The organism is Chryseobacterium sp. MEBOG07 (assembly GCF_021869745.1).
GTDB classification, from domain to species: domain Bacteria; phylum Bacteroidota; class Bacteroidia; order Flavobacteriales; family Weeksellaceae; genus Chryseobacterium; species Chryseobacterium viscerum.
Genome location: NZ_CP084579.1, coordinates 3,835,811 through 3,858,216 on the forward strand (window position 1 = coordinate 3,835,811; position 22,406 = coordinate 3,858,216).

Sequence of the window (22,406 nt, forward strand, 5' to 3'; positions counted from 1 at the left end):
TCACAAAGAAACATTCATTTATCTTAAATATTTTCGTTCGTAGAGGCGTTACACTCAGCTATGAAATGATTGCATTTTTTTATTTGCGAACGAAAAAAGTAGATGTATAAAAGCCTTAGCGTCTCTGCTTTATAATATACCATTCCTTATCACTCAGATATTCATCAAAGTCTCTCTATTTATATCCGTTCTAATTATTGATCTTATCGTAACAAACCACCATCTAATATTAAACTATTTGTTTTGTCTTATTAAAACTTAGTTAACACTATACCTTTAGTTTTGCCTTAATCGAAATTCAAAAAATATAATTATGAAAATTAACAAAACTATTGGAGCCCTGATCCTTGCAGCTATTGCTTTTCAAAGCTGTAATGATGACAATAACGGGGATGGAAATACTCCTGTCAATGACAAAATAAAGATTGAAAATTTTTCTAAAGAGCCCGCTTTCGTTTTTGGAATGACTGGTTTTGAAAATTTAAATATTACGACACTTATTTCCAGTTCTGATATTCTTTCAGGCTCTCCTGATTTCGTTTTCGGAGGTCAGCCTGATGGGATGGGAATTATGAAAGATCCTAATTCTGATGGCTATCTGATGATCACCAATCATGAGATCAAACAGTCTGTATCAAGAGTATACTTAGATAAAACTTTTAAGCCTGTAAAAGGAGAATATATTTTAAATGGAACCGGAGGAATGACAAGATTGTGCTCCGCCACATTAGCAACACCAGAGATTCATGGTTTCAGCGCCTTCCTTACAGCGGGGGAATCGGGGGAAGAAAGTATGGTTCATGCTTTGAATCCACTGGCATCAGTATCTCAGGCATCAGATAAAACAAGAGTAAAACCAGCTTTAGGAAAAGCTTCCATGGAAAATGCCGTTCCACTTCCTAAAGACGTTTCCAATGGAAAATCTTATATCATCATTGGGGAAGATCAGTCTTATTCTTCTTCTCACCAGTCAGCAGGACAGTTGATCATGTATGTAGCCGATACACAAGGGGATCTGGATAATGGAAAATTGTATTCTTTAAAAAGAACCAACAGTAACTATACTGAAACTGATATGACAAAGGGAAGCAGCTACGATGTAGAGTTTGTTGAAATCCCTAACGCCAAAAACCTTACGGGAGCTCAGATTAACCAGAAAAACATTGATAATAATGCAATCCGTTTTTCAAGAATAGAAGATGTAGATTACAGAAAAGGAGCAGGAAAAGGAAGAGAAATCTACTTTACCGCTACCGGAGAATCTTCAGACGGAATGAACCCAAAAGCAGGATTAACGATGTGGGGACGAGTTTACAAACTTGTTCTTAACTCCAGTAATATGCTGACAGGAAAATTGGAAGTTGTTGCTGAAGGAGATTCTAACCCTGGAAACAATCTTATCAATCCTGATAACTTATGTGTTACTGAAAACTTCGTGTACATCCAGGAAGACGGTGATTCTTATTACAAAAACGCCAACCATGATTCTTACATCTGGCAGCTGAATATTGCTACAAAACAATATAAACCATGGCTGAACATGAAGCATAACAGAAACGATTCTGCATGGCAGACGGCTTACAACCAATCTGGAGATCTTCAGAAATTTGGTTCTTGGGAATTCGGGGCAATGGTTGATATTTCCGATATCATCGGGATTCCAAATACTTTTACTGTCAATATCCATTCTCATACTTGGCAGTTAGATAAATTTAAAAACCCTGACGGTTCCGGAGTCAACACCAATAAAGAAGGTGGACAGATTGTAATCATCAGAAACGTAGAAAAATAGTTTTAATTCCTTCATATCAAATTAAAGTATCAATAGAAATTTTCTGTTGATACTTTTTCATACCTATGCATAAACTTTCAAAATACCCGATACTCCTTTTGTTATACTGTGCGGCAGCACTTTTTACGCTCTATTATTGTAAAAATGATAAGCAGCAACCAGTGTACGAAGATCTTGGTTCTGTAAAAAACAGGATTATCAAAACCAATGCTGATTTTGAAAAACAGATCAATGAACTGAAAGCCCTTGTTTCTAAAAATTCTGAGGAAAAACTTCTTCAGGAGAAATTTCAGGATATCAGAAAAACATACAAAAAAATGGAATGGGCGGTAGAATACTTCCTGCCGCACTCTGCAAGATTTATCAATGGTCCTGCCCTTCCTGAAATAGAAATGGATGAGCATACCGAAATAGAACCGGAAGGACTGCAGGTTTTGGAAGAAATGTTTTATCCTTATGATAAAGGGAATAAAGATGAAGTGATCAGAATGCTTAATAAGCTTATCAACAAAAGCAACACCATAGCAACCAACTTTCAGGTCATTACTGTAAGCAAAGATCAGGTATTTGATGCGTTGAGACAGGAAGCTTTCAGGATTTCCAGCTTAGGAATTTCAGGTTTTGACACTCCTGTTTCGGGAGTTTTTTTACAAGAAATGCCTTCTTCTCTGGAGGGTATTAAAGAAACATTAGAACAAATCTCTACTGACCGGTCGAAAGATAAAGCATTAAAAAGCATTATTACTGAAATCAATTCGGCGATTGAAGTATTGAAAAAAAACACAGACAAAAATACATTTGATTATGTCAATTTTATCCCTGATCATCTGAATAAAATCACTGCTTTGATGCTGGATTTTAAAAATCAGGAGAAAATTCCGGATGTTGAGGTAACGACTGCCTTAAACAAAAATGCAGCTACTTTTTTTGCTAAAAATGCTTTTAATCCTAACGCTTTTACTCCAGGAAAAGAATATGCATTCTCTGAAGAAAAAGCCGCTCTTGGCCATCAGCTTTTTAATGATAAGATACTATCCAACAGCAACAACCGAAGCTGTGCAACGTGTCATATTCCTGAGAAAGCATTTACTGATGGTCTTGCCAAATCGATGTCCCTTGAAAACTCAGAACTTACCAGAAATTCACCTTCTCTCAACTATGCAGGATATCAGCATGGTCAGTTTTGGGATATGCGGAAGGATGATCTGGAAGGACAGAGCTCAGATGTGATTTCCAACAAAGAAGAAATGCATGGCGACCTGAATGTCATTCTTGCCAAAATCAATCAGGATAAAAATTATCAGGCAGCTTTTAAAAAGATCTATCATTCTCAAAAAACGGAGGTATGGCAGCTTCAGAATGTACTGGCGAGCTACATCCGTTCTCTGGCAAAATTCAATTCAGATTTTGATGAATATATGAGAGGAAATAAGTCGGCAATGACGGAAAGCCAAAAGCGCGGGTTCAATCTTTTTGTTGGAAAAGCTCAGTGTGCAATATGCCATTTCCTACCTTTATTCAATGGTACCGTTCCTCCTAATTTCAAGAAAACAGAACAGGAAGTGTTGGGAGTGGCTGTGAACGGAGAGAATAAAACGTTTGACAATGATCTGGGAAGAGGAAAGTTTCATGAGACCGTTCCTTCATTACAGCATTCTTTCAAAACTCCAACGCTTAGAAATAGTAATAAAACAGCACCTTATATGCACAATGGAGGATATAAAACGTTAAAAGAGGTGATGAATTTTTATAATAAAGGGGGTGGAAAAGCTTTTGGATTTAAAGTAGAAAACCAGACACTTTCTGATGCTCCGCTACAGCTTAGCGATAAAGAAATAGATGATATTATTGAATTTATGAAGGCTTTGGATGATCGATAAAACCTTTCAGAAACACAAAAACTACAATAAACAATTAAAATTCCTGAACCTCATCTGTTCAGGAGTTTTTTTATTGGAAATCTTCTAGAAATTCAGAAAGACTATCTGAGACAATCAGACATTCAATTTTCTCAGGAAAGAGTATATACAAACATTAGATTAAATCAATGTTATACTCTGTTAAAAACTTTTCCAGAACAATAAATATCATTAATTTTGGCATAGTTTTTATACATGAAAAGGGGCTTACTGTTATTATTTTTTCTGATCAGCTTTTTGGCGTACTCACAATCAAAAATTAAGGTTGTAGATGACGCCAGTCAAAAACCTGTCTTTAATGCTAAGGTATCCTGTGACAACACGCTTATTGGATATACCAATGAACAAGGCGTTCTGGAATTCAAAACGGGTTGCAAAAACATAGATATTGAAGCCGATACTTATCAGAAAGAAAGCGTTACCGTAGAGAGCAGTATAGAAGTTTCCCTGCTCAAAAAAACATCAAAAACCACCGACATTGAAGCTGTAGTGATTGAAGATAAAAGTGATCCCAGAGCGTTGGAAATTCTTAAAAAAGTAAATAAACTATTTAAAGAAAACTCCCCGAAAAGCTTAGGGTCCTACTCCTATAAATCCTACGAAAAAATATCTCTGGATATAGATGAGGATAGCCTTTCCCAGTTTAATCAGTATTTCAATGATTTAAACATTTTCAAGAAAAAAAGGGAAAAAGACTCACTGAATAACATCAATGCAAGAAAAATATTTTCAAAAAGCAAACTCTTCCTTTGGGAAAGGGCGCAGGAGTTTTTATATTCCAAAAAGTATGGTGAGAAGATCAATATTCTTGACAACAGAATCTCTGGTCTAAGGCAGCCTATCTATGAAATGATCGCACTTCAGCAAAGTAACAGAGATGTTGTTCCCGAACAATTGAAGCCGGAAAACAGAGGTCTTTACCGATTCTTTCTTTCAGATACAGTGACACTGGACGGAAGAAAAAACTTTGTGATCCGTTTCCGTGAAGTGAATTACAAAAAACCAGACAGAAAGCGAAAATATAACGGTGCCATTTATGTAGATACTGAAACCTACGGAGTAAAAAAAATTGAAAATTTCAGTAAAAGCAAAAACGAAGGAATCATTACCAGTACCTGGGTTTTCTACAATAACAAATGGTTTCTTGCCCACGAAAAAGCCAAGCTTAAAATGGGTAAAATGGCGATGGATGACAAACAGCATTCTGACGATAAGAAAGATAAAAGGAGCTTTGGAACCTATGCATTTCTTACCTCTAAATATTTTGATTTCGAGGCTCCAATTGAAGAGAATGCCAAAGATTTCAAAGGCTATACTTTCTCTGTAAAAAACATTGATGGTCATTCTCTGGATCAATACAGAACGGATCCTCTTACGGACAGGGAACAGAATACCTATAAAACAATCGACAGTTTAGGTAAAAAATATAAAATCGACAGCAAAGCACAGATCTTATCCGGACTGCTGAACGGGCAGATCAGAATGGGTTCTGTAGACATCGCTGTGGATGAAATTGTCAATTTTAACTCATACGAAGGATTCAGATTAGGTTTAAAAGCCAAACTGAATGAAAATTTCAATCCTTATTTTTCACCGGACTATTATTTTGCTTATGGTGTGAAAGACAGAAAATGGAAATACGGGATGGGGCTTGATATGAAAACGACACTGGAGAAAAATTCATTTTTCAGATTTGAGGTATACGATGATGTAACAGCATCCGGAGAGTTTAACCGAAAGCTTTGGAATTTCAAAATGAGAACGATGAACTTCGGGAATAATCTAAACAATGACAAATATTTTCACTTTAAAGGAATGTCATTATCTTACCTGAATGATGTCACAAACGGTCTTACCCTTGCCCTCGCCGTACGAAGAAATACAGAGGCCGCAGAATTTGATTATCAGTTCAGAGACAGAGGAACTTCTTACCGAAATTTCAATACTCTTTTTACCTTAAAATATTCTCCGAATTCTACCAATATTATGACTCCACAGGGAAAATCTCTGATCGATCAGAAATATCCTGAGCTGTATTTTAATTATGAGCAGAGTTACAAAATGCTGCAGGGAGATTTTAATTACTCCCGTTTTGATGCACTTTTTGTTCATAATTTCAAAACACCGATCGGAACTACCGGTTTCAGATTGTATGGAGGTGCTGTTCTGGGTGGAGCGCCTATCTGGAAAAACTTTACGATGAACGGACTAGCTTCTCCTGGTAAAGACTTTAATTTTAACCTTACTTCTTACCTTGGGTTTGCAACACTGGAAGGTGGAAAATACTATAATGACAGATTCGTAGCGTATTATTTCACGCACAAACTGCCTTGGTATTTCAAAAGTTTTGGACACAATGTTTCCAGTTTTGATTTTGTCTTAAGAGGAACTATCGGGGATATGAAGCACCCGGAATACCACCAGTTTAAGTTCAGAAAGCTGGATCACCTGTATCAGGAAGTCGGTTTGGAATGGAACAATTTCCTTTCCAGTTATTTTAATCTGGGCTTATTCTACAGAGTGGGTTACTATGCAACGCCTCATTTTAAAGAAAATTTTGCCATCCAGTTTAAGCTGAAGTTTCTCGAGTTTTAATCGTCAGTGAAATACAAAATCTTTATTTTTGAATCAGAATTCAGAAATATTCAACGATACTATATAAAAAAAGAACATGCAGAAAATCGAAATCAAAGCAGAACAGTTTTTTGAATTATTAAAATTAAAAGACACTCCAATGTGGGACATTTTCTCACAGATGATCGATGGAAATGAAAAGGAAATTATCTTTTTAGACAATGAAGACAAGATCCTTTTCAATTATTTTTTGCCTTCTAATCTGGAAAAACTGGAAGAAGACAGAAAGGAATTTTCAAAACAGTTTTCAGAGAAATTAACTAACTTCAATTAAGGTTCCTATGAATAAAAATTATGTTTTTTCTCTGCTGGGCCTTTTCTTATTTGCCTTTGGAAACGCTCAGAATTATAAAAAACCTTTGGTCTCTGCCATCAAACAGTCTGATCTTCGTACCGATATGTATCAGCTTGCTGCAGACCAATTTTGGGGTCGTGAAGCCGGAACTCTGGACGAATTAAAAGTTTCTATGTGGCTTGCTGACAAAGCAAAAGAAGCCGGAATGAAACCTGCCGGCGATAATGGAACTTTTTTCCAGTTTTTTGATATGTACAGGCATCAGATTATTCCACAAAGCAGTCTGAAAATTGGAGACAACAGCCTGAAACTATGGAAAGACTTCCTCGTTGCAGAGCCTGTAAATGCAGCTGTAGATGCTGAAATTGTGTATGCAGGAAACGCAGAACCTGAAGATCTTGCAAAATTGAATATCAAAGGGAAGGTTCTTGCCGTAAATGCTTCTGATAAAAACATTTCCAAAGACATGACCCTTTTTGTAAGGAGATATCCCGGATTTGTAAGAAATAAATATTACAATAAAGCTTCTGAACTGGGAGCTAAAGCCATTATCTTCATTACCGATGATATTTCTGAGCAAAGCTGGGTAGAAATACTCCCTCAAATGACCAGAGGAAGCTACGGAGTGGAAGGACTGAGAGAAAAAATCACCAATAACATTCCTGTTTTGTGGATCAAAAGAGAAAATGCCGGCTGGGTAAAAAACAATCCTAAAGCTTCTCTGAATCTGATCACTGAATCTTACAAATATCCATCAATTAATATCATCGGAAAGATAGAAGGGACAGATCCGATTCTTAAAAACGAGTATGTTTTGCTAAGCGGACACCAGGATCATGACGGCATCAGACATCCTGTAAAAAATGACACGATCTACAACGGTGCTGATGATAATGCTAGTACGTGTGTTGCGATGTTGGCAATGGCCAGAGCTTATAAGAAACAGCCGGGAAAAAGAAGTATTTTGTTTGTTTTCCATGGGGCTGAAGAAAGAGGACTACTGGGTTCAAGATGGCATGCAGCCCACCCTGTTGTTCCTAAAGAGAAGATTGTAGCGGTTCTGAACGGTGATATGATCGGAAGAAATGATAATAATGAAGCGGCTTTATTAGGAGGAAATGCTCCTCATAAAAATTCTGAAGAATTGGTAAAAATGGCTGAGGAAGCCAATAATGAGAGTACAAAATTCAAATACCTGAAAGATTGGGATTCTCCGAGCCATGCTGAGTATTTCTATTTTAGAAGTGATCATCTTCCTTATGCTAAAATCGGGATTCCTGCTATATTTTTCACGAGTGTACTGCATGATCAGTACCATACTCCACAAGATGAATCTGAAAATATCAACTACAAAAAGCTTTATAAAATGACCGAATGGATGTACAGAACATCCTGGAAAGTAGCTAATGAAGCTGAACGCCCGAAAGTAATTTCAAATTTTTCGCTGGAAAGATAAAAAATAAAAAAAGCTTCACAGATTGTGAAGCTTTTTTCATCATTGTGTTTTTAGAATCTGTTTGAAAACGAAATATTTTACTATAGAATATGATTTGGAACCATTAAGAAGAATTTAGTGTTTAAGGAAAGTTAAGATTCAAATTAATTTGAATGAAGCATTCTGCTTAATAAATATCGAAAGATATTTTCCTTAATTATTCTTTAAAACTTAATCGTCCTTAATGGTTTAAAAAAATTTAAATAAGCAAATTCATCAGCGAAGGATCATTATTCAGATAGTTGACAAAAAAATCATTTTGCTTCATTTTATCAATCAAAGGGGTAAAATCTTTGTTTTGTTTGAGAGCAATTCCCACGACTGCAATTCCTTTTTCTTTTGAGTTTTTTTGGGTGTACTCAAAGTAGGTAATGTCATCATCAGGTCCCAGCACATCTATCACAAACGTTTTCAATGCTCCGGGGCGCTGTGGAAATCTCACCAGGAAATAGTGTTTCAATCCTGCATACAGCAACGCTTTTTCCTTGATTTCCTCCATACGGGTAATATCATTATTGCTTCCGCTGATAATACAGACTACATTTTTACCTTTTATTTCGTCTCTGTACTTTTCCAATGCTGCTACCGAAAGGGCTCCTGCAGGTTCTACCACAATAGCATCTTTATTATACAATGACAAAATAGTTTGACAAACAAGTCCTTCCTCTACGGTAGCCATATCATACAAGATATCTTTGCAGCGTTCAAAAGTGAGATCTCCCACTTGCTGTACAGCTGCTCCATCTACAAACCGGCTTATCTTTTCAAGAAGTACAGGCTTCCCTTTTTCCAGTGCTTTTTTCATACTTGCTGCCGCTGAAGGTTCTACTCCAATAATCTTTGTCTGTGGTGACAGATGTTGAAATACAGAACAAATGCCCGCTGCCAGACCTCCTCCTCCAATCGGAACAAAAAGATAATCGATAACACCTTCCGTTTGCTCCAGAATTTCCAGTGCCGTTGTTGCCTGTCCTTCAATAATCGCGGGATCATCAAAAGGATGAATAAATGCACTGTTATGGTCTTTGCAAAAACTCTTCGCTGCATCTTTCGCTGCATCAAATGTATCTCCATACAGAATGACATCTATGTATTCTCCTCCGAACATTTTCACCTGTTCAAGTTTTTGTCCGGGGGTAGGCAAAGGCATAAAAATAGTTCCTTTCACCTTCATCGTATGACACGCAAAAGCAACTCCCTGTGCATGATTTCCGGCACTGGCACACACGACTCCTTTTGAAAGTTCTTCCTGTGACATGGTTGCCATCTTATTGTAGGCTCCCCTGATTTTATAGGATCTTACTCTTTGAAGGTCTTCTCTTTTAAAACTAATATTCGCCTCATAAATAGCTGACAGGTTATTATTGACAGCCAAAGGTGTTTTTACCACTACATCTTTTAATCGTTCCTCCGCTTTATAGACATTCTCTAAAACGGAGGAAGCTATTCCTTCTTTCATCATCTTTATAGTTATTAATTGTTTTCGGGTCTCAGGCTTCGTACCGTCTTACCGGCCTTCCACATTTCGCTTTCTCTTAATTCAGTAAGCTCTACTTCTAATTTTTCACGATAATCCGGTTTGCTGTTGCTGTCGATAGAACGTTGTGCTTCATTTCCTTTGGCTACATTGTCATACAATTCTTCAAATAAAGGAGAAGTTGCATCTCTGAAACGTTTCCACCAATCCAAAGCGCCTCTCTGGGCAGTGGTACTGCAGTTGGCATACATCCAATCCATTCCGTTTTCTGCGACCAATGGCATTAATGACTGTGTCAATTCCTCTACGGTTTCGTTAAAAGCTTCAGAAGGACTGTGTCCGTTTTTTCTCAATACATCATACTGAGCGGCAAATATTCCCTGTACAGCTCCCATCAATGTTCCACGTTCTCCTGCCAGATCGCTGTATACTTCTTTTTTAAAATCGGTTTCAAAAAGATATCCGCTTCCTATCGCGATTCCCATTGCCGTTACTCTTTCTCTTGCTTTTCCTGTTGCATCCTGATATACGGCAAAACTGCTGTTCAGACCTCTGTCTTGTAGAAACATTCTTCTCAATGACGTTCCTGAACCTTTTGGCGCTACCAGAAATACATCTACATCGGTGGGAGGAACAATTCCGGTACGTTCGCTGAAAGTAATTCCGAAACCATGAGAAAAATACAAAGCTTTTCCTGGGGTAAGATGCTGTTTTACTTTTGGCCAATATTCAATCTGGGCAGCATCACTCAAAAGATAGCAGATAATGGTTCCTTTTTCTAACGCTTCTTCGATTTCAAATAACGTTTCTCCCGGTACAAATCCGTCTGCTACTGCTTTATCCCACGATTTGGAGTTTTTTCTCTGCCCTACAATGACATTAATTCCGTTATCTTTCTGATTCAAAGCCTGCCCTGGTCCCTGTACTCCATATCCAATTACTGCTACAACTTCATTTTTTAATACTTCCTGAGCTTTTTCCAACGGAAATTCGTTTCTTGTTACTACGTTCTCCTCTACTCCTCCAAAATTCAATTTTGCCATTTTTTTTGATTTTATTTATTACTGATTATGATGTTTAATTTTTTGCTTAACTCGCATATTCTATTGCGGTCAGATATGGGGTTCTGTGATAATGTACCTCCAGAACGTCTACCTGTTTTTCCATTTGCCTGCTGATCTTCTGAACAGAATCTTCTGTTTCTCTGATCACGATGACAAACTTTTTTACTTTTTCTATTTCGGAAGGTCCCACGTTGAAAGTCAACATAGAAATTCTCCTTCTCGAAAAAATAGCATTGATCCGGCTGATCAATCCTAAATAGTCTTCTGTATACGCGGTAATGGTATATTCTTTATGATCTGTTTTCATCTTTTTATTCTTTAAAATTTATTATTCAGTACAATCTCTGAAACACTTTTCCCCTGAGGAATCATTGGAAATACATTGTGTTCTTTTCCCGTCATGACCTCTAGAAGAAAAGCTCCGCTGTGATCAAGCATTTCACGAAGGGCCAACTTCAAATCTTCTCTCTCAGAAACTTTATTTCCAGGAATATGATATCCTTTTGCGACCTGAACAAAGTCAGGACTTTGAATATCCACTGAGGAGTATCTTTCTTCGTGAAACAGTTCCTGCCATTGTCTTACCATTCCCAGATAGCAGTTATTAAGAATTAGAATTTTAACTTCCGGATGATACTGCATAATGGTTCCCAATTCCTGAATATTCATTTGGGCTCCTCCATCTCCCATAACCGCTACAACAGGGCGATTGGTCCCTGCATACGATGCTCCGATTGCTGCGGGAAGACAAAATCCCATGGTTCCCAATCCGCCACTCGTGACATTGGTTCGGGAATGCTTAAATGTAGAGTAACGGCATGTTGCCATCTGATGCTGTCCTACATCTGTTACAATGATTGCTTCTCCTGCTGTCATCTCATTGAGGTACCGGATAACTTCTCCCATTGTAATTTCTCCTTCTTCAGGATAAAGCTCCGTATTGATCAGGTTGATACTTTCAATTTCATGACATTTTTTAAATCTTTCATGCCATTCCGGATGCTCTCTTTTTGTAATCCATCCAGTAAGAAGAGGAATCGTCTGTTTGCAGTTTCCAAGAATCGGAACATCAGCTTTTACATTTTTATTGATCTCTGCTTTATCAATATCCAGGTGAATGATCTTTGCCTGTTTTGCATATTGATCCAGTCTTCCGGTCACCCGGTCATCGAAACGCATTCCAACCGCAATCAGAACATCACATTCGTTGGTTAATATATTTGGTCCATAATTTCCATGCATTCCTACCATCCCTACAGCCTGAGGGTGATCGGTAGGGATAGCGCTCATTCCCAAAACCGTCCATGCCACCGGGATTCCTGATTTTTCAGCAAACGCTAAAAATTCTTTTTCAGCTTTCCCCAGCATAATTCCCTGTCCTGCTATGATAAATGGTTTCTCTGCATTATTGATCAGTTCCGCCGCTTTTTCAATACTTTCAAAACATAAATTGGGATCCGGTTTATAGCTTCTCAATGAATGACATGGAGAATATCCTTTATAATCAACAGACTGCAGCTGGGCATTTTTGGTGACATCAATCAGTACAGGGCCTGGACGACCTGATTTTGCAATATAAAATGCTTTTGCCAATACTTCGGAAAGCTCATTGGCATCAGTCACCTGGTAATTCCATTTGGTAACCGGGCTTGTGACGTTCATCACATCTATTTCCTGAAAAGCATCGGTTCCTAGAAGGTGTTCAAAAACCTGTCCTGTAACGCATACCAAAGGGGTATTATCCAACAGAGCATCTGCTAATCCCGTAACAAGATTGGTCGCTCCGGGCCCACTGGTTGCCAGTACAACCCCTACTTCTCCAGATACTCTTGCAAGACCTTGCGCAGCATGTACCGCGGCCTGTTCATGACGCACCAGAATATGTTCCAACGTTTCATGATAATCGTAAAGGGCATCATAAATTGGAATAATAGCTCCCCCCGGATATCCGAAAACGGTTCTTACTCCTTCCTGAAGAAATGCCTCCAAAATGATCCGGCTTCCGGTAAGTTGTATTTCTGTTGATAAATTCAGGTTTTCCATATACTTTTATTGAGTGATTTCGTCCGTTACGCAGCCTTCTGCCGCTGATGATACCGTTAATGCATATTTAAAAAGCAGTCCTTTCTGTACTTTAAGAGGGGGCTTTTGCCACCCTTTCTTTCTTCTTTCAATTTCTTCTTCTGAAACTTTGAGCTGTATGGTGTTGTTTACCGCATCTATTTCAATCAGATCATTATCATTTACAAAGGCGATCAATCCTCCTTCGTGAGCTTCCGGAGTAATGTGCCCCACTACAAAACCATGGGTTCCGCCACTAAATCTCCCATCTGTAATCAAGGCAACACTTTTCCCCAAACCTGCTCCAATCAAAGCGCTGGTAGGTTTCAGCATTTCCGGCATTCCGGGAGCTCCTTTTGGACCTTCATGACGAATGACGATGACATCACCATGCTGTACGGTTCCGTCCTGAATTCCTCTGATCAGATTTTTTTCTCCATCAAATACACGGGCTTTTCCCACAAAACGTTCTCCTTCTTTTCCTGTAATTTTTGCCACGCTTCCTTTTTCAGCAAGGTTTCCATACAATATTCTCAAATGTCCGGTAGCTTTTATGGGTGCTGACAGAGGTCTTATGATTTTCTGTGTATTAAAATCCAGATTTGGAACATCTTTAAGATTCTCGGCGAGTGTTTTTCCGGTAACGGTAAGGCAGTCTCCATGAAGTAAACCTTCTTCCAGCAAATATTTCATTACTGACGGTATTCCTCCGTGCTCATACAAGTCCTGCATCAGGTATTTCCCGCTTGGTTTAAGATCTGCCAATACAGGCGTACAATCGCTCATCTTCTGAAAATCATCCTGGGTGAGAGGCACTCCGACACTTTTTGCCATGGCTATAAAATGTAAAACTGCATTGGTACTTCCTCCCAAAATAACAATCATACGAAGGGCGTTTTCAAAAGCTTTTCTGGTCATGATATCAGAAGGCTTAATGTCTTTTTCCAATAATATTTTAATATATTTTCCCGCTTCATGACATTCATTTTGTTTTTCCTGGCTTAAAGCAGGATTGGAAGAGGAGTACGGAAGGCTCATTCCCAATGCTTCTATCGCAGATGCCATTGTATTGGCTGTATACATCCCTCCACATGCTCCTGCTCCCGGGCAAGAATTTTTATCACCCCATCGAAGTCTTCTTCTGTGATTTCACCGGCAATTTTTTGCCCTAAAGCTTCGAAAGCCGAAACGATATTGAGCTGTTCTCCTTTATAGCAACCGGGAGCAATAGTACCTCCATACACCATGATAGAGGGTCTGTCTAGTCTTCCCATTGCGATAATAGTTCCCGGCATATTTTTGTCACACCCCGGTAATGCGATCAATCCGTCGTAGTATTGTGCTCCACAGATGGCTTCAATACTGTCTGCAATTACATCTCGGCTTACCAGTGAATAGCGCATTCCATCTGTTCCATTGCTCATTCCGTCACTTACGCCAATGGTATTGAAAATCAATCCAGCTAACCCATTACTCCAGGTTCCTTTTTTTACCTCCCTGGCGAGATCGTTGAGGTGCATATTACAGGTATTTCCATCGTACCCCATGCTGGCAATCCCAATCTGAGCCTTGTGCATATCTTCTTCTGTAAAGCCTATCCCGTACAACATTGCTTTGGCAGCGGGCTGTTCACTGTTTTGCGTAAACGTTTTTGAATATTTATTTAGCATATTATTCTTCATTTTCTTTTCTTCTCATCTGCTTAAAGCAATTTTTTTTATTTAATTTTCAGCCAAAACTACAGCTTGTAATATTTCTTTCATTTCTAACTTTCCTAAAAACTACAATATCCAATCATTCGAAAAATAGATGTATTTAACTGATATACAAATGTTTAAATTCCATAAATTTACAATGACAGAACTCTTACCCTTTTCAAATAAGCCTGCTGTACTCTCCCACTCGCCGTATCTTCCCAGTCTCTGGTAAAAGGGACATCATCGAGCGAATCCAGCGCAACAATTTCTGCAGCCGTACCACAGAAAAAACCGGCATCTGCTCCTCTCATTTCTTCAGGTTTGAAAAAGGATTCTTTAACCGGAATATCAAGCTCCTCACAGATTTCAAAAACCGTTTGTCTTGTAATTCCCGGAAGGATGCTTCCTTTGCCCGGGGTAAATAGGACTCCATCTTTTTCGTAGAAAACATTGGCACCAGAGCTCTCTGCAACATTTCCGTTTTCGTCCAAAACCAATGCTTCATCATAGCCTTTGTCTTTGGCATCCTGACAGGCAAGGATCGAATTCACATAATGCCCACCTACTTTGGCTTCAACTTTAAAAGCTTTAGGATTCGGGCGCTGAAAAGGGGAAGTCATGATTTTCATTTTATCCGCCAGGTATCCGTTTTTCCATTCCCAGGCAAGAAGCGACAGGTAAGATTTTTGTCCTTTTGAAAGTGACATATTGGGAGAACATGTGACCAACGGACGGATATAAGCATCTGTAAATCCGTTACGTTCCAGAAGTTCATACGTCAGTTCTGTAAGCTGCTCTGCGGAATAATCAAAGGGAATATGCATCAGTTCTGCTGATCTTTTCAGTCTTTCGTAGTGTTCTTTTGCTTTGAAAATTTGGGTTCCCTGATCTGTGCTGTAGGATTTAATTCCTTCAAAAACAGAGTAACCGTAGTGAAGGGATTGCCCATAAAGATCTGTTCCGGCTTCCTTTGCCTTCAAAAATTTTCCGTCAAAATAGATGACTGTGTCGTCGTTGTAATACATGTTATAGAAGTTTAAAAAATTAAAAAAGGGAATAAAAAAAGCCCTCTCACGCTGTGAGAGGGCTCCATATATGTACAGTCATATAGTTTCCTTCTCACAGACGCAAGGGAATAATAATGACGATAATAATTACTGATAATAACTGATACATACTCTTGTACTATAAAAAATTAAAACAAAAAAAAGCCGTTTCAAATATGAAACGGCCTATATATATTTTAAATCAAAATCTATTTAAAATGCCGTTTCCTTACTGTTGTTAATGACAACAGCAATAATAGAAATGACAATAATATTTTTCTGATTCGTAAAATTCATACTGCAAATGTATAAACTTTTTAAATACTCACAAGTTTTTTTCACACTTTTTATTTTTTTCGTAAAAAATGGGTAAGCGTTTCATTTGCTTCAGCCACATCATGAACCCTTAAAATTTTTGCGCCCTGCTCCAACACTTTCATATGAAGTTCCTGAGTTTCTTCATTGATATCCAAAGGCGATTTCCCGAGAGGTTTATAGATAAATGACTTTCTGGAAATGCCTATTAAAAGAGGAAATTTTCCAAATCCGAGATATTCAACTTCGTGGATCATTTTCATTTGGTCTTCTACTGTTTTTCCGAAACCAAAACCGGGATCAAGAATGATATCATTCACGCCTTTTTCTAAAAGTTCTTTCGTTTTTTTGGAAAAATATTGGTTCACTTCCAGCGTTATATCTTCGAATTTTATTTTATCGTGCATGGTTTGGTAGGAAGAATTTACATGCATCAGGATGTACGGAAGCTTCGTTTCAGCAGCTGTATCAAACATTTCTGCATCATACTGCCCCCCTGAAATATCATTAATCAGATCTATTCCTTCATTAAATCCAAATCTCACTGTTTCTGCATAAAAAGTATCAAGAGAAATCAGGGCTTCCGGAAATTCTTTTTTGATCAGAGAAATGAGATTTCCGATTCGGTCTATTTCTTCTTCAGTACTTAAAAATTCGGCATTGGGACGTGTAGACTGAGGTCCAACATCCAGTATTTCAGCCCCTTCTTTCAAAAGCTTTTCGGCATGCGACAAAGCTGATTTTTCATTATTGAATTTCCCTCCGTCAGAGAAAGAATCCGGGGTCAGATTCAGGATTCCCATGATCTTTGGAGTGTCTAGTTGTACCAATCGGCCGTTGCAGTTGATTGAATAGGTTTTAGCGTTGGAGGACTGGAGCGTTGGAGGGTTGGAGAGCATAGGAGTTTATTATTGGTGGATGAGAATTAATAAATGATAGTTGATAAATGATTTTGTAGTGCAAAATTAGTGATTTATGTGTTTTTAATGAGAAGAAATTAGAGATTATAGGCTGGAAGCCAGAAGCTGGAGGTTGGAAGCTAAGCACACTCTCAAAACTCGGTAAATCGAATCTTGAAACTCTTTCCTCAAACACCTTCCAACCCTCTTACTATCAAACTCTAAAACCCCGCATTACGAATCCGAAACACTCAAACTCTCCCACTCTCAAACCCTCTGACTCACAAACTCAGCTCTTCAAATTCAAAAATCTAAAACCGAATTCGTATATTTGGAAGATTAAGAAATTTTATGCTAAAAACATCAGTACAGTTCGAGAAAGTTATCAGTCAGTGTCGTGATCTTTTCGGTAAAAAGCTACAGGATTACGGGGCTGCATGGAGGGTACTAAGACCGAGTTCCATTACAGACCAGATTTACATCAAAGTCAACAGGATTCGTACGCTTCAAATGACTGATAAAAAAATGGTAGATGAGAGTGAGGAAGATGAATTTATCGCCATTGTGAACTACTCTATCATTGGACTTATTCAGCTTGAGAAAGGCCTTTCCAATGATTTCAATGAAAATAAAGAAGAAATTTTAGGTCTGTATGACCAATACGCCCATGAAGCGAAGGCTCTAATGGAAAGAAAAAATCATGATTATGGTGAGGCATGGAGGGATATGAGAATCTCTTCGATTACGGATCTTATTTATCAGAAAGTATTAAGAACAAAACAAATTGAGGACAACCAGGGAAAAACTATCGTCTCTGAAGGACTTGACGCGAACTATTTCGATATGCTGAACTATGCTGTCTTCTGCCTGATCAAGTTCTCGGAAAAAGAAAATCAATTCGAACCCAAAAATATTTAATATGCTCAAAGGTTTATTACGCTTTATTATTGCTGTTATTTTTATCCTTTCAGGCTTTGTGAAAGCCGTGGATCTTGTAGGTTTTTCTTTCAAAATGGAAGAATATTTTGCTCCTCCTGTTTTTAATATGCCGTTTTTAGAAAAGTTTGCACTGCTATTTTCAGTTATAGTAGTGGTACTGGAGCTTTTCTTAGGATTTATGCTCCTGCTTAAATTAAAGCTTAAATTTACCTTATCCATATTAATTGCTCTTTGTATTTTCTTTGGATTCCTTACCTTTTATTCCGCGTATTTCAATGTAGTAACAGACTGTGGATGTTTTGGTGATGCAATTAAATTTACGCCTTGGCAGAGTTTCCTTAAGGATGTTGTACTTCTTGTAGGGCTGATCATTTTATTCATCATGTATAGAAAAGAATTCCGTAAAAAAGATGAGTATGCCGTTACTGAGAAAGAGCCTTCCAACACTTTCAAATATATTCTTTTAACTGTTTTTTCTCTGGGCATGATTTACGTTATGGCACAGGGAATTATGCATGAACCAATTATTGATTTCCGTGATTATAAAATTGGTACAGATATCAAAGGTGAAAAAGTAAAAATCGAGAAGAACCCTTCTGAATACAAGACTTTCTACTCTCTGAAAAATCAGAAAACAGGAGCCGTTGTAAAAGTAAATCAGGATGATTATATCAAAAAAACAGAATACTGGGCAGAAGGTTCTCCATGGAAAATTGAGGATGGGAAAAACGAATCTGTATTGATCAAAGAAGGTTATAAATCTGAAATTGTAAAATTGAAGATTGAAGATCCTACGGGAATGGAAGTTACCAACGAGATTATTAACGCTCCAAAAGCGGTTTTGGTTTTCTCTTACCATCCTAAAGAGATCCCTGCTGATCTGCTTCAGAAAGTGGAAGCGAAAGTAAATGCTCAGAAAGGAGCTCTTATCTATGGAGTTTCTACAGAGCCCAATACTTTTAAAACAATCAAGAATGTACTGATGGACGGAACTGCCATCAAAACAATAGCAAGAAGCAACCCGTTTGTATTGATCCTTGAAAAAGGAAAAATTGTAGACAAACAGCCTGCAAAAGACTACGTTAACTAACTATAAATGATGAGTGATGAATTATAAATGATAGAAGAAAAGAAGTCTCTATGAGAAATAATTGTAGCTCAATTATCAATTATCAATTATCAATTATCAATTATCAATTATCAATTATCAAATTTAAACACTCAACTTAAACATACCACAACACATGCAAAAATCAAATAAATCAATCGCTGGCTATCACTTATTAATGATCCTTTCTTCTGTAGACGGAGAGTTTGCTCCTGAAGAAGGAATGCTGGTGCAGCAATATATGGCGGATGAATTTCCGTTCAGAATGAATCTTGACAATGAACTTGAAACGCTGGCTCTTTTACAGCCTGAGGAATGGAAAGACCATTTTGAGTTCCATGCGAGATGTTTCCATGAAGATTCTACAGCAGATGAGCGTGTAAAATTTGTTCAGTTTGCAAAATCATTGATCAAAGCAGACAACAAAGTAACCGAAGAAGAACATACATTCTACGTTTTGCTGAAAAACCTTTGGGGATTATAGCATCAACTCTGATCCAAAACAAAATACCATGAAAAAAATTTATCTAGGACTATTAGTAATGAGTGCATCAACATTTCAATCTCAAAAATTTCCGGATATGAAAGGTCCTGTTGCAGAAAAGCAGGAACATATCCGAGAAATGCATGGTGACAAGGTCAATGATCCGTATTACTGGATGATTGATTATTTTAAAAAAGGAAAAGATTCTACCAAGGTCGTTGATTATTTAAAGGCCGAAAATACGTATTGGGAGGGTATGATGAAAGATACAGAACCTTTCAGAGAAAAGCTTTTCCAGGAAATGAAAGCCAGAATCAAGGAGAAAGATGAGTCTGTACCTGTTTTTAGGAATGGATATTACTATTACAGCCGTACAGAAGCCGGAAAACAATACTTTAAGTACTGTAGAAAAAAGGGCAGCCTTACTGCTCCGGAAGAAATTCTTATGGATGTAGATAAGATGGCTGAAGGTCATTCTTATTATGCCGCTTCAGGTTTCAGTATCAGTCCTGATAATACAAAAATGGTATTTGGTGTGGATGATGTTTCCAGAAGACAGTATAAGTTATTTTTAAAAGATCTTGGTACAGGAAAAATTACAGATCTGGAAATAAAAAATACAGGAGGTTCTGCAACATGGGCCAATGATAATAAAACCATTTTTTATACAGAAAATAATCCTACGACCCTTTTATCTGAAAAGATCAAAAAGCATACGCTGGGAACAGATTCCAGTAAAGATGTAACGGTGTATGAGGAGAAGGATAAAACCAACTTTATTTCCGTTTATAAATCTAAGAATGAAAAATTTGTTCTGATCCACTCAGGGTCTACCACTTCTTCGGAAACAAGATATCTGAACGCTGATCAGCCTGATGGGACATTCAATGTTTTCCAGCCCAGAATGAAGAATGTGCTGTATAGCATTACGCCATTAGAAGATAAATTTCTGATCAGAACCAATAAAGATGCTCTCAACTTTAAAATTGTAGAAACCCCTCTAGATAAAACGGGGGTTGAAAACTGGAAAGATTTTATTCCTCACAGAAAAGATGTTTTGATGCAGGGCATAACTTCCTTTAAAAATTATCTGGTTTTCAGCGAAAGACAGAACGGACTTTCCCAACTGGTCATCTATGACCGAAAAACAGGGAAAAAGGAGTTTTTGAAATTTGACGAAGCTGCCTATACTGTTTCTTCACTGGACAATCCTGAATACAACACGGATAATTTCCGTTTTGGATATACTTCTATGATTACTCCAAATTCTCAGTATGAACAGGATTTAAAAACAGGAAAAAGAACTCTTTTAAAACAACAGGAAGTTCTGGGTGGCTATAATAAAGACAATTATACCACAGAAAGGCTTTTTGCCACAGCAAAAGACGGGACGAAAATTCCGATCTCCATTGTTTATAAAAAAGGATTTAAAAAAGATGGAAACAGCCCGCTTCTACTCTATGCTTACGGTTCTTACGGAAGCTCTATGGATGCTACTTTCAACAGCAACAGGCTAAGTCTTTTGGACAGAGGTTTCGCTTATGCTATTACTCATATCCGCGGAGGTCAGGAAATGGGAAGACAATGGTATGAAGACGGAAAAATGATGAAAAAGAAAAATACATTTACCGACTTCGTTGATTCCGGAGAATATCTGGTGAAAGAAAAATATACATCTCCAAAACATCTGTATGCTCAGGGAGGAAGTGCCGGAGGTCTTCTGATGGGAGCAGTAGCCAATATGAGCCCGAATCTTTGGAATGGAATCATTTCACAGGTACCATTCGTAGACGTTGTAAATACCATGCTTGATACAAGTATTCCGCTGACTACCAATGAGTATGACGAATGGGGAAATCCAAATAACAAGGAAGCTTATTTCTACATGAAATCCTATTCTCCATATGAAAATATAGAGAAGAAAAACTACCCTAATCTATTGGTAACAACAGGCCTACACGATTCTCAGGTACAATATTTTGAACCTGCCAAGTGGGTAGCCAAACTTAGGGATATGAAAACGGATAAAAATGTATTGTTATTAAAAACAGATATGGCATATGGTCATGGTGGCGCTTCCGGAAGGTTCGATTATCTGAAGGATATCGCTTTGGTGTATGCATTCATGTTTAAACTGGAAGGAATAAATAAATAAATAAATAAATAAAAGCTCTCGCAGATTTTGCAGATAACGCAGATTCATTAGAGAAAAAATTAAAAGTAAAATAAATCTATATTTAAATCTTATGAGAAGAAAAATAGTTGCAGGAAACTGGAAAATGAACAAAAATGTAATTGATGCACAACAATTGATGATTCAGTTACTAAGCTATAAAAACAACAATGCTACCAACTGTGAGGTTTGGATCGCGCCACCGTCTTTATATTTAATGATGGCAAAAGACATCTTTGAAAAGGATGAAATCGGCGTATTTTCTCAGGATATGAGCGAGCATGAAAGCGGTGCTTACACAGGAGAAATTTCTGCAGATATGCTAGAGTCTATTGATGCAACCGGATCATTGATCGGACATTCTGAAAGAAGACAGTACCACGGAGAAACTGATTCTCACTGTAACAGAAAAATCAAATTAGCTCTTGATAAAGGTCTAATTCCTGTTTATTGTAACGGAGAAACTCTTGACCAAAGAAAAGCAGGACAACACCTTGAAGTCGTAAAAAATCAAACTGAAGTGGCTCTTTTCACGCTTTCTGCTGAAGAGATCAAAAAAGTAGTGATCGCTTACGAACCGGTTTGGGCTATTGGAACAGGAGAAACGGCAAGTCCAGAGCAGGCTCAGGAAATCCATGCTCACATCAGAAACATTATTGCTTCAAAATATGGACAGGAAGTTGCTGATGAAGTATCTATCCTTTATGGAGGGTCTGTAAAGCCTGATAATGCAAAAGAAATTTTCTCTCAGCCTGACATCGACGGAGGTCTTATTGGAGGTGCTGCTTTGAAATTAGAGGATTTCTCTAAGATTATTGAAGGTTTTAATTAATATTGAAAATAATAGGTTTCGGCTAAAGCTTATTCCTAATTCATAGATAAAAACGGCGGCATCGAAGATGCCGCCGTTTTATTAAAAAAATCTAATTATTGAATATCGACTTTATCAAAAGCTTGTGATAAGTGGTATTATCGAAAGTCAAATATTATCAAAATAAAAATAATAAA

General features: G+C 37.7%; 16 protein-coding genes and 1 pseudogene. 10 read left to right on the forward strand and 7 right to left on the reverse strand.

The annotated features are described in order from the left end of the window. Positions 1-313 precede the first annotated feature (313 nt). The 5 genes from LF886_RS17590 (at position 314) to LF886_RS17610 (ending at position 8,096) form a co-directional block, all read left to right on the forward strand. On the forward strand, positions 314-1,792 hold the full coding sequence (locus LF886_RS17590; RefSeq protein WP_236850910.1) for a PhoX family protein: 1,479 nt from the start codon (positions 314-316) through the stop codon (positions 1,790-1,792). Between the two features lie 65 nt (positions 1,793-1,857). Beyond that, a complete protein-coding gene (locus tag LF886_RS17595; protein WP_236850912.1) occupies positions 1,858-3,672 on the forward strand; it encodes a cytochrome-c peroxidase in 1,815 nt (604 codons plus the stop codon). A 234-nt stretch (positions 3,673-3,906) separates the two neighbouring features. After that, a complete protein-coding gene (locus LF886_RS17600; protein ID WP_236850914.1) occupies positions 3,907-6,306 on the forward strand; it encodes a hypothetical protein in 2,400 nt (799 codons plus the stop codon). Between the two features lie 76 nt (positions 6,307-6,382). Then, the gene (locus tag LF886_RS17605) at positions 6,383-6,619 is read left to right on the forward strand and encodes a hypothetical protein (RefSeq protein WP_124530391.1); all 237 of its coding nucleotides are present in this window, start codon (positions 6,383-6,385) and stop codon (positions 6,617-6,619) included. Between the two features lie 7 nt (positions 6,620-6,626). Then, on the forward strand, positions 6,627-8,096 hold the full coding sequence (locus LF886_RS17610) for a M20/M25/M40 family metallo-hydrolase (RefSeq protein ID WP_236850916.1): 1,470 nt from the start codon (positions 6,627-6,629) through the stop codon (positions 8,094-8,096). Positions 8,097-8,334: 238 nt separating this feature from the next. Here the strand turns inward: LF886_RS17610 and ilvA are convergent, their stop codons facing one another. From ilvA to folP, 7 genes and pseudogenes are all read right to left on the reverse strand, one after another. Continuing rightward, positions 8,335-9,597 carry a threonine ammonia-lyase gene (gene ilvA / locus LF886_RS17615; protein ID WP_236850918.1) on the reverse strand — a complete coding sequence of 421 codons (1,263 nt, stop codon included), beginning with the start codon at positions 9,595-9,597 and terminating at the stop codon, positions 8,335-8,337. An 11-nt stretch (positions 9,598-9,608) separates the two neighbouring features. Beyond that, complete coding sequence (gene ilvC, locus LF886_RS17620; RefSeq protein WP_236850920.1) at positions 9,609-10,655, reverse strand: ketol-acid reductoisomerase; 1,047 nt, start codon at positions 10,653-10,655, stop codon at positions 9,609-9,611. A gap of 46 nt (positions 10,656-10,701) precedes the next feature. Then, positions 10,702-10,983: a hypothetical protein gene (locus LF886_RS17625; protein WP_103234240.1), complete on the reverse strand. Its 282-nt coding sequence runs from the start codon at positions 10,981-10,983 to the stop codon at positions 10,702-10,704. An 11-nt stretch (positions 10,984-10,994) separates the two neighbouring features. Then, positions 10,995-12,719 carry a biosynthetic-type acetolactate synthase large subunit gene (gene ilvB, locus LF886_RS17630; RefSeq protein ID WP_236850922.1) on the reverse strand — a complete coding sequence of 575 codons (1,725 nt, stop codon included), beginning with the start codon at positions 12,717-12,719 and terminating at the stop codon, positions 10,995-10,997. 6 nt (positions 12,720-12,725) lie between these two features. After that, a pseudogene (gene ilvD / locus LF886_RS17635) lies at positions 12,726-14,407 on the reverse strand (dihydroxy-acid dehydratase). A 179-nt stretch (positions 14,408-14,586) separates the two neighbouring features. After that, a complete protein-coding gene (ilvE, locus tag LF886_RS17640) occupies positions 14,587-15,459 on the reverse strand; it encodes a branched-chain-amino-acid transaminase (protein ID WP_236850923.1) in 873 nt (290 codons plus the stop codon). 368 nt (positions 15,460-15,827) lie between these two features. Beyond that, positions 15,828-16,598 (reverse strand): dihydropteroate synthase, encoded by a 771-nt coding sequence (gene folP / locus LF886_RS17645; protein WP_410685639.1) that lies wholly within the window; start codon positions 16,596-16,598, stop codon positions 15,828-15,830. Between the two features lie 447 nt (positions 16,599-17,045). Between folP and LF886_RS17650 the strand changes: the two genes are divergently transcribed. From LF886_RS17650 to tpiA, 5 genes are all read left to right on the forward strand, one after another. Further along, positions 17,046-17,612 (forward strand): DUF1599 domain-containing protein, encoded by a 567-nt coding sequence (locus LF886_RS17650; RefSeq protein WP_103234244.1) that lies wholly within the window; start codon positions 17,046-17,048, stop codon positions 17,610-17,612. 1 nt (position 17,613) lies between these two features. Further along, positions 17,614-18,723 carry a BT_3928 family protein gene (locus tag LF886_RS17655; RefSeq protein ID WP_236850926.1) on the forward strand — a complete coding sequence of 370 codons (1,110 nt, stop codon included), beginning with the start codon at positions 17,614-17,616 and terminating at the stop codon, positions 18,721-18,723. A 154-nt stretch (positions 18,724-18,877) separates the two neighbouring features. Beyond that, the gene (locus tag LF886_RS17660) at positions 18,878-19,225 is read left to right on the forward strand and encodes a TerB family tellurite resistance protein (protein WP_103234027.1); all 348 of its coding nucleotides are present in this window, start codon (positions 18,878-18,880) and stop codon (positions 19,223-19,225) included. 28 nt (positions 19,226-19,253) lie between these two features. Then, positions 19,254-21,380 (forward strand): S9 family peptidase, encoded by a 2,127-nt coding sequence (locus tag LF886_RS17665; RefSeq protein ID WP_236850928.1) that lies wholly within the window; start codon positions 19,254-19,256, stop codon positions 21,378-21,380. 91 nt (positions 21,381-21,471) lie between these two features. Further along, entirely contained in the window at positions 21,472-22,230 is a 759-nt protein-coding gene (tpiA, locus tag LF886_RS17670; RefSeq protein ID WP_103234030.1) for a triose-phosphate isomerase, read from the forward strand. The last annotated feature ends 176 nt before the right edge of the window (positions 22,231-22,406 follow it).